Source organism: Empedobacter brevis NBRC 14943 = ATCC 43319, assembly GCF_000382425.1.
In the GTDB taxonomy this organism is placed as follows: domain Bacteria; phylum Bacteroidota; class Bacteroidia; order Flavobacteriales; family Weeksellaceae; genus Empedobacter; species Empedobacter brevis.
This window is the reverse complement of sequence record NZ_KB908298.1, coordinates 1-14,092: the sequence shown is the minus strand read 5'-3', so window position 1 is coordinate 14,092 and position 14,092 is coordinate 1. Positions and strand designations below refer to the sequence as shown.

Annotated in this window: 16 protein-coding genes and 1 pseudogene; 2 read left to right on the top strand and 15 right to left on the bottom strand. The window is 30.0% G+C overall.

Annotation, left to right across the window (positions count from 1 at the left end; genetic code table 11):
* Positions 1 to 3 precede the first annotated feature (3 nt).
* From H277_RS0112375 to H277_RS19770, 3 genes are read right to left on the bottom strand one after another with little or no spacing between them, the layout of a single operon-like run.
* A complete protein-coding gene (locus H277_RS0112375; RefSeq protein WP_019975913.1) occupies positions 4 to 2,046 on the bottom strand; it encodes a S9 family peptidase in 2,043 nt (680 codons plus the stop codon).
* A gap of 36 nt (positions 2,047 to 2,082) precedes the next feature.
* Positions 2,083 to 2,844, bottom strand: a complete 762-nt coding sequence (locus H277_RS19775) for a hypothetical protein (RefSeq protein WP_019975912.1) — start codon at positions 2,842 to 2,844, stop codon at positions 2,083 to 2,085.
* 11 nt (positions 2,845 to 2,855) lie between these two features.
* A complete protein-coding gene (locus H277_RS19770; protein WP_019975911.1) occupies positions 2,856 to 3,605 on the bottom strand; it encodes a hypothetical protein in 750 nt (249 codons plus the stop codon).
* 195 nt (positions 3,606 to 3,800) lie between these two features.
* Here H277_RS19770 and H277_RS0112360 point away from each other — a divergent pair, with 195 nt between their 5' ends.
* Entirely contained in the window at positions 3,801 to 4,553 is a 753-nt protein-coding gene (locus H277_RS0112360; RefSeq protein ID WP_019975910.1) for an SDR family NAD(P)-dependent oxidoreductase, read from the top strand.
* Between the two features lie 85 nt (positions 4,554 to 4,638).
* Positions 4,639 to 5,295, top strand: a complete 657-nt coding sequence (gene fsa / locus H277_RS0112355) for a fructose-6-phosphate aldolase (RefSeq protein ID WP_019975909.1) — start codon at positions 4,639 to 4,641, stop codon at positions 5,293 to 5,295.
* 720 nt (positions 5,296 to 6,015) lie between these two features.
* Here fsa and H277_RS0112350 read toward each other — a convergent pair.
* The 12 genes and pseudogenes from H277_RS0112350 to H277_RS19025 all read right to left on the bottom strand — a co-directional run.
* Positions 6,016 to 6,300 carry a hypothetical protein gene (locus H277_RS0112350; protein WP_019975908.1) on the bottom strand — a complete coding sequence of 95 codons (285 nt, stop codon included), beginning with the start codon at positions 6,298 to 6,300 and terminating at the stop codon, positions 6,016 to 6,018.
* Positions 6,301 to 6,666: 366 nt separating this feature from the next.
* Positions 6,667 to 7,095: a hypothetical protein gene (locus tag H277_RS0112340; protein WP_019975906.1), complete on the bottom strand. Its 429-nt coding sequence runs from the start codon at positions 7,093 to 7,095 to the stop codon at positions 6,667 to 6,669.
* Positions 7,096 to 7,171: 76 nt separating this feature from the next.
* On the bottom strand, positions 7,172 to 7,918 hold the full coding sequence (locus tag H277_RS0112335; RefSeq protein ID WP_244874897.1) for a hypothetical protein: 747 nt from the start codon (positions 7,916 to 7,918) through the stop codon (positions 7,172 to 7,174).
* Positions 7,900 to 8,064 carry a hypothetical protein gene (locus tag H277_RS20510; RefSeq protein WP_019975904.1) on the bottom strand — a complete coding sequence of 55 codons (165 nt, stop codon included), beginning with the start codon at positions 8,062 to 8,064 and terminating at the stop codon, positions 7,900 to 7,902. The genes H277_RS0112335 and H277_RS20510 overlap by 19 nt, the downstream gene beginning before the upstream one ends.
* A 72-nt stretch (positions 8,065 to 8,136) precedes the next feature.
* On the bottom strand, positions 8,137 to 8,655 hold the full coding sequence (locus H277_RS0112325) for a hypothetical protein (protein WP_146810412.1): 519 nt from the start codon (positions 8,653 to 8,655) through the stop codon (positions 8,137 to 8,139).
* Positions 8,655 to 9,527 carry an RHS repeat-associated core domain-containing protein gene (locus H277_RS0112320; RefSeq protein ID WP_019975902.1) on the bottom strand — a complete coding sequence of 291 codons (873 nt, stop codon included), beginning with the start codon at positions 9,525 to 9,527 and terminating at the stop codon, positions 8,655 to 8,657. The genes H277_RS0112325 and H277_RS0112320 overlap by 1 nt, the downstream gene beginning before the upstream one ends.
* Positions 9,528 to 9,639: 112 nt before the next feature.
* Positions 9,640 to 10,125 carry a hypothetical protein gene (locus H277_RS0112315; protein ID WP_019975901.1) on the bottom strand — a complete coding sequence of 162 codons (486 nt, stop codon included), beginning with the start codon at positions 10,123 to 10,125 and terminating at the stop codon, positions 9,640 to 9,642.
* A gap of 7 nt (positions 10,126 to 10,132) precedes the next feature.
* Entirely contained in the window at positions 10,133 to 11,572 is a 1,440-nt protein-coding gene (locus H277_RS0112310) for an RHS repeat domain-containing protein (protein WP_019975900.1), read from the bottom strand.
* On the bottom strand, positions 11,569 to 12,024 hold the full coding sequence (locus H277_RS0112305) for a hypothetical protein (RefSeq protein ID WP_146810838.1): 456 nt from the start codon (positions 12,022 to 12,024) through the stop codon (positions 11,569 to 11,571). Before H277_RS0112305 ends, H277_RS0112310 begins: the two co-directional genes overlap by 4 nt.
* 700 nt (positions 12,025 to 12,724) lie before the next feature.
* A pseudogene (locus H277_RS20505) lies at positions 12,725 to 12,919 on the bottom strand (RHS repeat domain-containing protein); the annotation flags it as partial.
* A gap of 85 nt (positions 12,920 to 13,004) precedes the next feature.
* A complete protein-coding gene (locus H277_RS0112295; protein WP_244874894.1) occupies positions 13,005 to 13,472 on the bottom strand; it encodes a hypothetical protein in 468 nt (155 codons plus the stop codon).
* Positions 13,469 to 14,092: JAB-like toxin 1 domain-containing protein (locus H277_RS19025; RefSeq protein ID WP_033422698.1), on the bottom strand; the 624-nt coding region annotated here is incomplete at its 5' end. The genes H277_RS19025 and H277_RS0112295, both read right to left, overlap by 4 nt.

Genomic DNA, 14,092 nt, shown 5'->3' with positions numbered 1-14,092 from the left:
AAATTATTCTGTAATTCCTTCAAGCATAAACAAGAAAGCATCTTCTTTAGCATCTTCTTTTAATGATTCGAATCGTCCGGAAGCACCTCCGTGTCCGGTATCCATATTTGTATCTAAAAGTAAAATGTTGTTATCTGTTTTTAAATCTCTTAGTTTAGCAACCCATTTTGCCGGTTCCCAATACTGAACTTGAGAATCGTGTAAACCGGTTGAAATATATAGATTTGGATACGCTTTTGCTTCGACATTATCATATGGTGAATATGATTTCATGTATGCATAATATTCTTTTTCATTTGGATTTCCCCATTCGTCATATTCTCCGGTTGTCAATGGAATAGAATCATCTAACATGGTTGTGACAACATCTACAAAAGGAACTTGTGCAATCACTCCGTTAAATAACGCAGGTTCATAATTGATGACAGCTCCCATTAATAACCCTCCGGCAGATCCACCCATTGCATAAAGGTGTTTGGAAGAAGTGTAATTTTGTTGAACGAGATATTTAGCTGCATCAATGTAATCGAAGAACGTATTTTTCTTTTCCAGCATTTTTCCCTCTTCATACCATTCACGCCCAAGATATTGTCCACCTCTAATGTGTGCGATGGCATAAATAAAACCTCTGTCTAAAAGACTCAGGCGAACCGAACTAAAATAAGGTTCGATTGTGTATCCATAAGAACCGTAGGCATACAATAGAAGAGGAGTGTTTGCAGAAAGAGGAGTATCTTTTCTACGAACTAAAGAAATCGGAACCATTTTTCCGTCGCGTGCTTCAGCCCAAATTCGCTCGGATATATAATTTTCTTTATCAAAATCTCCTAAAACAACTTGCTCTTTTTTAACTTCAAATGTTTTGTCGTTCATATTGAAGTCAATTACAGAAGATGGTGTCGTCAAAGAAGTATAACCATAACGTAAAATATCCGTATCAAAATCCGGATTTGTACCTACATTTGCGGTATAGGTTTCTTCGTTAAATGGTAAATAGTAATCGGTAGATTGATCCCATGCTTTAATGTTCATTTGCAATAAACCATTTGTACGCTCTTCTACAACCAAATAATTTTTAAAAATTTCAAATCCTTCAATGAATGTTTCTTCACGGTGAGGAATAACATCAATCCAATTTTCTTGTGCTGTTTTTTCAACAGAAGTTTTCATTAATTTGAAATTAAACGCATCATCTTTATTGGTTTGTATATAAAATGAATCTCCGAAATGTTCAATAGAATATTCTAAATCTCGTTCTCTTTTTTGGAAGATTTTAAATTCTTGATCCGGTTGATCAGAAGAAATGTACCTGTATTCATCTGAAACAGTGCTTGAAGAACCGATAATGATATAGTCTCTTGACTTTGATTTATAAACATATGCATTGAAGGTGTCATCCGTTTCTTCAAATACCAAAACATCATCTTCTTGTTTTGTGCCTAATCTATGTTTCCAAATTTGATAAGCACGTAAAGTTTCATCCTTTCGGGTATAGAACAAAGTTTTATTATCAGCAGCCCAAACGGACCCACCTGTTGTATTTTCTATTTTATCAGCAAGAATTTCTCCGTTAACTAAATCTTTAATTTGAATGGTATAAATTCTTCGCGAAACATTGTCTACACCAAAGGAAACCAATTGATTGTTGGGAGCCATTGAAATGCCTCCTAATTGATAGTAAGAGTGACCTTCGGCCATCATATTTACATCAAACAGAATTTCGTCATTATTTTCTAACGTTTCTTTTCTACGTTTATGAATAGGATATTCTTTTCCTTTTTGAAACTCTGTTAAGTACCAATAACCATTCAATTTGTAAGGAACAGACGAATCATCTTCTTTAATTCGAGCTTTCATTTCCTCAAAAAGCTTGGCTTGTAAGTCTTCTGTTGGTTTTAAGATTGATTTTGTGTAGTTATTTTCTTCCTTCAGATAATCGATAACTTCTTGATTTTCGCGATCATTTAACCAATAATAATTGTCGATGCGAATGTCGCCATGTTTTTCTAGCTTGTGCTCTATTTTTTTAGCAATCGGTGCTTGCATGTTTTTTTATTTAATGTGCAAATTTAAGATAAAAACTTACTTTGAATAAGTGTTCGTTGACCAAGATTTATCACCTGTTTTGTATTCAATTACAATATTATTTCCATTTAAAAAACCAATGGTTTGGTAATTTCCATTTTCAGAAACTACAGTAACATGGTAAACATTTTGTTGAGAAGTTGGATAAAATTGTGCAATTACTTTTGAATGTTCTTGATCAATTAATACAAAATCAGTGTCAGTGGTAAAAGCTGCCACATAACTTTTTCCATTCCATTTGTAGGCAGTTGAATTTACTGAAGGTGTAGTTGATTTTGAAATTATGTCTTTAGGCATTTCTTCTTTATTAGAAGATGAAATTATTTGGTCTGATTTAGTTAAAGGTAAATCTTTTGCATTTTGATTATTAACCTGATTCATTGCATATGTTAAAGCTTCTTGATAACCTTTTGCAAAATCTTTAATCTTAGAAATTCCTTCGTAGGAATTGATCTCATGATTATTACAATCAGAAAATGTGATTTTTATTTTGTTTAGGAAACCGGTACTTGTATTTTCAATATTTGCTTTAGTTGCTAAGCAAGGATTGACTTGTAGCTCTAAAGGAATTGATTTTTCGTTTACAATTTCATAATTTTTTTTTCTTAATGCTATTTTCAGTTCCGAATTTAATTGATAATCTTCTTTAGAAAAATCAGAAAATTTTTGAGGCACAATAACATATTTGAAATCTGAAACATTCTGTGCCTGGATTGATGTAAGAGCAAATAAAAATAATCCTGTGACGATCTTTTTCATTAAAGATTTTTTTACTTCGTTGATAATTTTACTTCTTTCCAGACATTATTGTCTAAAACTTCATATGAAATGATATTTCCATTCTTATAACCGGTAGAAGAATAATTTGAGTTTCCGTTTGTTACATTTACTCTGTAAACATTTGGTTTTAAAGTTTTTTCGAATTTGGCAATAACTTGATTACCGTTTTCAGACATAATCATGAAACCACCATCTTGAAGTTCAATTTTTTGGTATGTCTGAGTTCCGTCAGTTAACAAGTTTGTAGTAGCTATTTCCGAACCTTTGGATTCAGAAAGCTCAACATTTGTTGTTTCAGTTTTTTCCAATCGAATCATTGGCAAATCCTTGGCATTTTGATTTTTTAATTGATTTGCAGCAAGTTTTAAAGCTTCTTGGTATCCCTTGTCAAATTCTTTTATTTTTGAAGTACCTTCAACCTTTGCTATTTCTTTTTGTGAACAATCTGTAAAAATGACTTCTAATTTATTATTCAAAAAACTTTTAACTTTTTTGGCATCTGCATTCAGTGCCAAACAAGGATTATCTACAACTTCCTGAGGCCACTCTGATTTTTCGGTCGATAAAATTTCATATTTTTTTTGTCTTAATAAAAACTTTAATCGATTATTCAATTGATATTGATTTTGATCAAAACCTGAAAATTTTTCCGGAACATTGATGTATTTATAATCACTTGTTTCTTGTGCATTTAAAGTAGATAAGCTACATAAAAATAAAGCTGCTAATACATTTTTCATCTAAAAGTTATTTGTCTCAAATATAGAAAATTTGTATCGTTAATTTATCAAATTAATTAATAGAACTAATTCTTAAAAAAGAAACAGATTTTGTGCAATAATGTTTAATGAGTTAAAATAATGTTAGTTTTTGAAATGAATTCATTTATCCGATTTTAAATAACTAACTTTAATCAAACTAAAAATCATATCATTATGTCAATATTAAAAGATAAGGTAGCTATTGTGACAGGAGCAAGTTCCGGAATAGGTAAAGCTGTTGCAGAATTGTATGCAAAAGAAGGTGCAAAAGTTGTTGTTTCTGATATCGATGAAGAAAGAGGAAAAGAAGTTGTAGAACAGATTAAAAAAAATGGAGGAGAAGCCATCTTTTTCAAAGCGGATACATCATCTCCCGAAGAGAATGAAGCGTTGGTAAAAAAAGCAGTTGAAGTGTATGGAAAATTGGATATTGCATGTAATAATGCCGGAATAGGAGGTCCGGCTGAATTGACAGAAGATTATCCTTTAGACGGTTGGAAAAAAGTGATTGATATCAACTTCAATGGTGTTTTTTATGGATGTAAATATCAATTGCAGGCAATGGAGAAAAATGGTGGAGGTTCTATTGTGAATATGGCCTCAATACACGGTACAGTAGCGGCTCCTATGAGTTCTGCTTATACTTCTGCGAAACATGGTGTTGTGGGACTTACAAAAAATATTGGAGCAGAGTACGGTTCAAAAAATATCCGATGCAATGCTGTGGGACCTGGTTATATCATGACACCATTGTTGTCGAATAATTTGAGCGCAGATTATCTAGAATTATTGGTAACGAAGCATCCAATAGGTCGTTTAGGACAGCCTGAGGAAGTTGCAGAATTAGTTTTATTTCTAAGTTCTGATAAAGCGTCTTTTATGACAGGAGGTTACTATCTTGTAGATGGAGGATATACAGCAGTTTAAAAATATTTTTGATGTTATCTTGAAGGATTAAATGGATTTTTAGCATTTAATCCTTAATTTTGCTCAAACGAAATACAAACGAACAATGAAATTTTTTATCGATACAGCGAACTTAGCTGATATTAAAGAAGCGCAAGATTTAGGAATTTTAGATGGAGTAACAACAAATCCATCTTTAATGGCAAAAGAAGGAATTACAGGAGAAGAAAACATTCTTAATCATTACAAAGCGATTTGTGAATTAGTGGATGGAGATGTTTCTGCAGAAGTAATTTCGACTGATTTTGAAGGAATGGTAAAAGAAGGTGAAGCTTTGGCTGCTTTAAATCCTCAAATTGTGGTTAAAATTCCGATGACAAAAGATGGTGTAAAAGCATGTAAATATTTTTCTACAAAAGGAATCAGAACAAATGTAACATTGGTTTTCTCTGTTGGGCAAGCATTATTAGCTGCAAAAGCAGGAGCAACTTATGTCTCTCCGTTCATTGGACGTTTAGACGATATTTCGACAGATGGATTAAACTTAATTGAAGAAATTCGTTTAGTGTATGATAACTATTTATACGAAACTCAAATTTTAGCGGCATCAGTGCGCAACACAATGCATATCGTAAATTGTGCTAAAATTGGAGCAGATGTTATGACAGGACCTTTGTCTTCAATTTTGGGATTATTAAAACATCCTTTAACAGATTCTGGATTAGCTCAATTCTTGGCAGACTATGCAAAAGGGAATAACTAGATAAAAATTATAACACTGGATAAACAACCGCTTTATTGCTTCGTAAGTAGCTTTATAGCGGTTTTTTTATGACTTTGAATTTATAATATATTTTATTGTAAAATATTACACTTAATTGTAATTATTATTGCAAATTTATTGCAAAATCTAATTTGATACTTTTATGATTACAGCAGAAATAATTCTTGATACTAGAGAAGAATAACAAAAAAAGGATATCCTGTTAAAATTCGTATTTATGATACTGTATTTCAAAAACACGATCATATTAGTATGAAATTATACTATGATAACGAAAAATATAAAATAGATAATTTAGTAAAGAAAAAGGAATATGAGCTTGTAAAAGAATATCAATAATAAAAGGAAAGGGATAGAGGATTTGATATATATAGAGTTATCAATAATGCCTCTGAATAAATAATAATTTTTACCCCAAACTATTAACATTAAACAAGATATAATAATGGTATAAATATTTTTTTTTATAAAAATTGATGATAAAAGAAAAATTACACATAAAATAATTTCAATTTGAATAATAGAGAAATTATTTGGATAGTTTTTTAAATCTAAATTAGAGATATTTAAATCTTGTAACATGAGAAAATATAAAGATATTGGCTCAGAACCGTTATATGAGACTTTAATAAATAAGTAAAAAAAACATATAAAAAAAACTAATAATGTAGATAAAAATCTTTTCATATTTTATTGTATTTAAGAGCCTGAAGTACCTTTCTCATTTTCTTTATCTTTAAGTATAGATTGGTTAAAATTACTCCAGTTTGCATTATTAAACCATTTGATTGGATCAACACCTTGAGATGTTCTTTTTATCAAAGGTTTTAAATATGGAGTCATGGCATTATCAATACTGCTATGAGAAGTACCTTTAATTGTTTTATTTAGAAAGCCTTGAGTATTATTTTTCTTAATTCCTCCACCTCCTGTGAACATATTTTTATCAGCATCTAATCCTTTTAATTCAGCTACTTTACCCATCTTTATTTATTTTTTTTAAAATATATAAGAACTTTTATAATAAGTAGAATAATACTAATAGGAAACAAAAAGAAAAATATTGAGAAAGAAATCCAATTATCTTCTATAATGTTTTTTTGTCCTAAAAAATAAATTAAAAATAAGTAAAACCATAATATTATAGATATTATAAGAAGACTGTTTATAATGTCTTTTTTATTAAAAAATTTAATGAAAAAGAATATTATTAGTAGAGGAATTAATAGTGTATAAATATAAAACATGGCTTATTTCAAATTTTCAGTAGTTACTTTTTTCTCTGATTCTCCACCTAAGTATTTATTGATTTTATCTACTACTTCATTCCAAGATTTCATTTATATTATTTTAATCTTGTTTATTAAGTAATAAATTTAAAAAATTTAAAGTTTTATAATCAAAAGGATATCTAATCTTGTTTTTATCACATAAAAGCATGAAAGGTAAATTAAATTGAAAGTACTTTTCTTTATTTTTGATTATTGATAAATAAACATATGAACCAATGCAAGAGTTATCATAATCGTTATTTGAATAGTTTTTACTTTTTTTTATGTTTTTAACTTTGAATAACTTAACAGTGTTTTCGTGAGATAATTCTTTCATTTCTAACACTTGTTTAGATTCTTCTCTATTCAAATAAATTACTTCTCTTTTACAAGAATCTATAACTATAATTTTATCTTTTACAGAGTATATTAGATAACTATTTTTACTACTTATTTCTACATTCGCATAAACAATAGAATCTATTTTAGTTATATTTTCCAAATCCATTTTTGATTGCCCAAAACAACAGTTGGAAATATATAGGACTAATAAAAAAAACAATGTTTTCATAACTAATACTTATTTAACGAAATTCAGGTATTTCTTTAGGGTCAATAACAGGAGTCAAAGGGCCATGCTGTGTTCCATTAATTTGACTATTTGGATTTCCCATAACTCTATGAATTAAATTTTCAGTTCTTACTGCATCAATATGTTGGGTAGATGTTCTGCCTAATCCTAACGTTCTGCCGTGCCCTAGTAATTCATGTCCTGTAGTAACTTCTCTTGATGTTGCTGTTCCTCCTGTTTGAATAATTGTATGTGTTCCTTTTTTAGTTTTAACAGTTCCACCACCTCCAATACTACCAACAACAGTAAATGAACGTATCCCTCCATAAAGTTCTTTCTCTTTGCCGATATTTATATATCCTGGCAAGTTGTCTAAAAAAGAATCCACACCTGTAGATGAAATTAAATCTTTATCACTTGAAGTATATTCGATACTATGGACATCCTCTGAATTAATTGTATTTGCAACAATTGTAGCTAAGGCTAAATCATCTCCACTTAAATTACCGAGAACTTTAGTAAGTACATCATTATCAATTTTATTGAACTTCTTGCCATCGCCTTTTTTTCCAGAACGAGTAATCAAAGTTCTAAAATCACTAAACTTTGAATCTGCAAAAATCAAATTAAAATCGTCATGTACTTTCTTCGCATCATCTTTTGTAACTCCTATAATTTCTCTGCCATCAGGGTCTATATAAATTATCGGATTGTTACCCATTCCTGTATATGGAGACATACTTACAAATTTCTCCGCCAGCGGGTCAACATTAAACCACCTTCCAATAGCTGCATCATAGTTTCTTGCGCCATTAAATTAAGTTCCTCCTGTAACTCTTTTCCATTATAACGATACTTATAATTCTCGGACCCTGAATTACTTCCTATTCCAATGCCAATTTCCACTTCACCAAAACCGCCACCTGCAATGTCTTGATTACTATTAGAAGGATAGCTATTTGATGTAGCATCCTCATCCTATCTTTTTATTATATTATAAAATTTCACAGAATTTAAATCAATTATAGTATTTGAGCATTTCTGTATATTTAAAATATCTACGCAATATAAATCTAGATCTTTATAGAGATTCTGATTATTATATAATTCTATTTTAACAATATTTATCTTAGGTAATATTTTTTTTTTCTCGAGTAAAGTTAAATTCTCTTTGGGAATTAAAACAGTGTCATTATAAATGTCATTATATTTTAATTTCAATTTTTCTTGATCTGTTCCTCTTTCATAATCTTTTATGAAATTTTTTACTTTTTTCAATGTCTTTTTTTCTAAATTTCTTTTTGGATAAAATGATATATTTAATTTATAAGTTTCTATAATGGAAAAGTCTTTTTTATTTAAAATTTTTATTTTATTCTGAATGACTTTATTTTTTGAAATGATAATTTCGATAGAATCATTATTTGATATATCATAAAATTGTGAATATATCTTTGAAGACATAGATACAAATATTATTAAAAATAGATACTTCATTATTGGTGAGTTTGAGAAGGGTCTGTATTAATTGGTTGATTATTTAATCGTCTATTGGCATTATCAAATCTAATAACTTTATTCTGTTCTTGAGCTCCTTGATATAGTACATGGCCTATTCCATGCATCACGTTATTTGCTCTTGGTACATTATACGTTTTAGTATTATGTGTATTTCCGCTAGCTAAATCTGCTATAGTAATATTATCTTTTAGGCTTGAAATTTTTAAAGTGTGAGTTCCAGCAGGATTTATATAAATGTTATTCTCTTTATTTGTAGGATTATCTCCAACGGTTGTAGTCACTTCCCCTCCAGTATCACTAGGCCTGATGCCAGTTTTACTTACATCTCCAAGAGTACCTGTAATTAGGTTACCACTACTATATTTTAATTCATCATTTGAATAAATAATATTGGTTACAACTTCAGAGCTAATTAATTGTGTAACGCCCGATAAAGACTCATTTTTATCATCGTGTAGCCCATTAACACCTCCTTTTATTATAGCTACTATACCATTTGCCGATAGGTTAACATTTCCATTATTATCTACATTAAAATAATTTGTATCCTTTCCATAAATTGTATTCATATCTTGTTTAAAAAGAATAGCATTACTTACTCTAATACTATCTCCCTGAACATCTACATATATTATAGGGTTATTAGCTGTATAACTATAAGTAGATAAACTAGCATATTTCTCCGCAAATCTATCAATCTTATTAAATCTTCCAATCGCAGGGTCATAATCACGCCATCCGTACGCATAAACATTGAGATTCAGTTCCTCTTGTAACTCTTTTCCATTATAACGATACTTATAATTCGCGGAACCAGAATTACTTCCTATTCCAATGCCAATTTCCACTTCACTAAAAAGGACGTTTTTATAACTTTGTTAGCAAAAGGTAGACCAGTATCTACCTTTTTGATTTATTGTGAATTGTAAGATTACAAAATATTTAGAGCATCACCCACGTTTACCTTTCCTTACAACCGCGCAAAACTTTTTTTACTACTTTTATTTCTCCATCTTTATCTTCTAGTATCCAATTGCTTAAGTCATTAATAGAATAGTTGTTATAATCCAAAAATTCAGTTAAGTCCACTTTATAATCTGTTTTTTTTATTTGTAATATTGAGTTACTATTAGAAAATATAAAAAAAGGATTGTTATCTATAAATGTCATGTAAACTTTTACATTATCTATTTTAAACGATTTAATATATTTTTTTATATTACTTTGACCTAAGATAATGTGTTTATCTTTTCTATAATCAAGATATAAATCTGCATTTTTATTAATACAATTATTCTCATTAATTATTGAGTTAATTGTTTCAATCAGATCTACATTTTCAATTATTACAATCTCTGCATAGAATGAATTTTCTTTATTTTGGGAATAAGTAAATAAACTAATGAAAAGTAATATGAATAAAGATATTTTTTTTAGAGTAAGCATAGGTTATTTATTTTTTCTTTGGTTTTATAATAACACCTTCCAATTCTGTTCCTCCAGAAATATTATCAAATATAGAATATTTTTGAGAAGGTTTATTAAAGACTCTAAAAATAGGACTTGTACTAGGTTGTGAATTCAATATTACACCAGCTATATTTCGATCATCCTCTGATGGACCTATATTATCTGGATGTGAATGATCCCAAGAAATTAAATTTCCATTATTATTATTTAAAGTACGAGTTAAACTTAACTCTGTAAATTCTCTAAAACTTGTGCCTATAAATGTTTTACCGTTTTCAAATTTTGCAATCGAATGTTCTGAGCTTGAATTGTTGACTAAAAATTCAAATAAACCTTGTGAATTTTCTGCTGTAGTTGCATCCATTATACGAGTTGGTATATTATTATCAGGGTCAGATATTCTATCTTCAAATTGGAAAGTTTCAGTATTATCTAAAACTCCTTTATTTACTGTAATTTTATTGTTAGAATTAATAGAGCCATCAGTATTGGAAGCATATAGAGTATCAGTAGGATCATTTTCAGTACCATCATTAGGATCTACTCTTTCTATCTTACCATTTTGTAATAGTTTATAGTCGGTCATAGGAGCCATCCCATCAGGATCGATAAAGTAAATTGGGTTATTAAACGCATAATTATAAGGAGAATGGCGTCTCATTTTCTCCGCCAGCGGATCAATGTTGAACCATCGTCCTAGAGCAGGTTCGTAATTTCTAGCTCCATAGTCATATATATTCAAGCCCAGTTCCTCCTGTAACTCTTTTCCATTATAACGATACCTATAATTAGCGGACCCTGAATTACTTCCTATACCAATGCCAATTTCCACTTCACCAAAATCACCACCTGCAATGTCTTTCGGTGGTTTATTGTAGCCTTTGTGTTGTAAACCAAACGGATAATAATGGTCTTCGTTCACGGTTTTTAACTTGCTGTTGACATCATCCCATGCATAACTTACGCGCACATTTCCCAAATGATCGGTCAGGTTGTAGACATAGTTATACGCCACTGATCCTGCTGTTATGGCATTTACATACCCTTCTGTTGTCGGAAAAAACTGCAACACCCCGTCTTTGTACTGAAACCCGTCCAAATACTCGGTTGTGGTAGTGGTTAATCCGGCATTTACACCTTGCTGCGCTTTTACAATTTTCCTTAGCTTAACGCCTGTTGCACTGTACGCATACTCTATTGTCTGCGCACCCTTTTTCACTAAGGTAGGTAAATTTAAGTGATTGTAGTCGATTTCGATGCCTTTATTTAAATCTGTTTTCAGGTTTCCGTTGACATCATACGTGTAATCATTCCCTGTTTTGTTTCCATCATTAAACCCTAAGGTATTCGACGAATCGGTTACTTTCTGTAATTTGTTACTTTTATCGGTATTTTCATAATCATAAACTAAATCATCTATCAAAACGAGGTGTGTTCGTATTTATTTTTTATATATTCTTCTGGATTAATCGTATCAAAATTATTTATGAAATCCTTTTTCCCAACATAGAATGATAAATATTTTACTTGACCACTATCTAAGAAAATATATCCCCTTCTTACATCAGTGATATTAATATTTTGATTACTTAGTTCTTCATTATTATAAAAATTTATGTGCCTTCCTTTAGAGTCTCTCCATTCTAAAGAAGTGATTTTAGACACATCAAAAGGAACAGAAATAATACCACTACTAGGGACATTATAAGTAATTTTGTTAAAACTTTGATCGAAATCTTTATAGTCTGTAGAAGTTTTGTAAAATACAATTACTTCACCTTGAAAGTTTTCAGGAATAATAAAAATTTCTTTATTTTCAATACAAGAATTTAACAATGAAAATAGAATAAGAAATAAAATTAATTTAATTACCAAAACTACTCTGAATTTTTTTATTCCATTCTTCGACTGAATAAGTTTTCTTTCCTTGTTGTACACCTGTGAAATTTCCATCATTATCAAATTTTATAGTCATATTAACGTTAAATATATTTTTATTAGCATCTCCAAATAATGTAAATACTGAGCCTTTTTCTTTATGTGCACCTAAAAATAACGATACCCCACTCTGATCAGAAATAAATGCTTCGGTAGATGGGAATCCATCTCCTTTAAAACTTCCATTAATTGTTAAAGTTCCTTTTTCCTTATTTTCATTAAAAGTTAAGAAAGATTCTAAATCTAATGCAGGAGTGAGACTTTGTGGTGTTATAGGATCCTTTGAAGTATATCCGAAAGAATAACTATCTCCATATTTTGAATTAAATAAATCAGATTTTGTCAATTCTGGAGTTGCTATTTTTACTGTATTTGTTGTTGATGTTGATGGAATATCTTGTGCTATAGAATTTACCTCACGACCATATCTAACAGATTGACTACCATAAAAAAAGTTTTGACTTATAGTTCTATTACCACCATCATACGTGAAACCATAATTTACTCTTGAAGTAGTACCATTATTTACACTTCCTTTAGCTGTAGATGGATTTCTTCCGTCACCATAATATTTATCTCCAAGAAAAGAAATTGATGTAGCAGAAATAAAGCTTCTAACAGTTACAGGCCAAGGCCACATCCCATCAGGATCAATAAAGAAAACAGGATTGTTAAATGCGTAGTTGTAAGGCGAGTGTCGTCTCATTTGTTCTGCCAGCGGATCAATGTTGAACCATCGTCCTAGAGCAGGTTCGTAATTTCTAGCTCCATAATCGTACAACCCAAGCCCTAACTCCTCCTGTAACTCTTTTCCATTATAACGATACTTATAATTAGCGGACCCTGAAGTACTTCTTATTCCAATCCCAATTTTTACATTTCCAAAATCTCCTGTAATGAATTAGCAGGGGGGTACATTACCGCTTGCCATCATATATTGATTTACTTACAATTTCTATTTTTCCATTAACTTCTTTTAAAATCCAATAGCTTGAAAGTTCTGTTGTCAAATCAAGAAATTTAAACCTATTTAAATCAACTTTTAAACCTGTTTTTTTTATAGGTATAATATGATTTCTCTTTGAAAGAATGAACAAAATATTATCATCAATTATGGTTAAGTAAACATCCGTATTGGACTGAAATAACTTTGATTTTCTAAAACTAGCTAACTTAATTTCATTAGCTTTTCTAAAATCGAGATACCAAGTTTGTCCATCTTTCAAATAATAATTTTTTAAGTCAATTGAATCAATAACTTTTTTTAGATTCTCATTTTCTAATATAACAATTTCGGCAGTAAAATTTTCTTCATGCCTTTGCCCAAACACACTTGTGCTGAACAAAAAATACATTGTTGTAATTATTAGTATCAAGTTCCTCATTGTTGTTTTTTTCTTTTTGGTATTATAATCGTAGCCCCTTGTAATTGTATTCCTGATTCATCATAGGTTTTATACTGTTTTGTAGGAACAGTAAAAATTCTAAAAATAGGGTCTGTATTTGGTTGTGCTTCTTTTATTGTGTTTGCAAAAACTGAGTCAGCACCTGATGGTTCTTCCCAAGATGGGTGTGAATGGTCATGTGAAACAATATTCCCATTTTTTGGCCACGAGATATTTAGACTACTTTCTGCATCATATTCAAAACTTGTTCCTATCAATATTTTACCGTTCTCAAAATTTGTGATTGAAAATTCTGATGTAGAATTATTAGCCATGAATTCAAATAATCCTTGAGAATTAGTGGAAGAGCTAGCATCCATTATTTGTATTGGAACATTTTTTCCATTTTCTCCCAAGGTTGGATCAAAAAAAGTTGTATTTTCAATGTTGTCCAAAGTGCCTTTATTAACTGTAATACTTTTATTTTCGTTTACAGAACCATCAGTATTAGAAGCATACAAAGTATCAGTGTTATCTTCAGTCTCTCTAATCAACTCTACTTTGCCATTCTTTAATAATTGGTAATCATCTGGCGGAGTAGCTACCATTCCATCAGGATC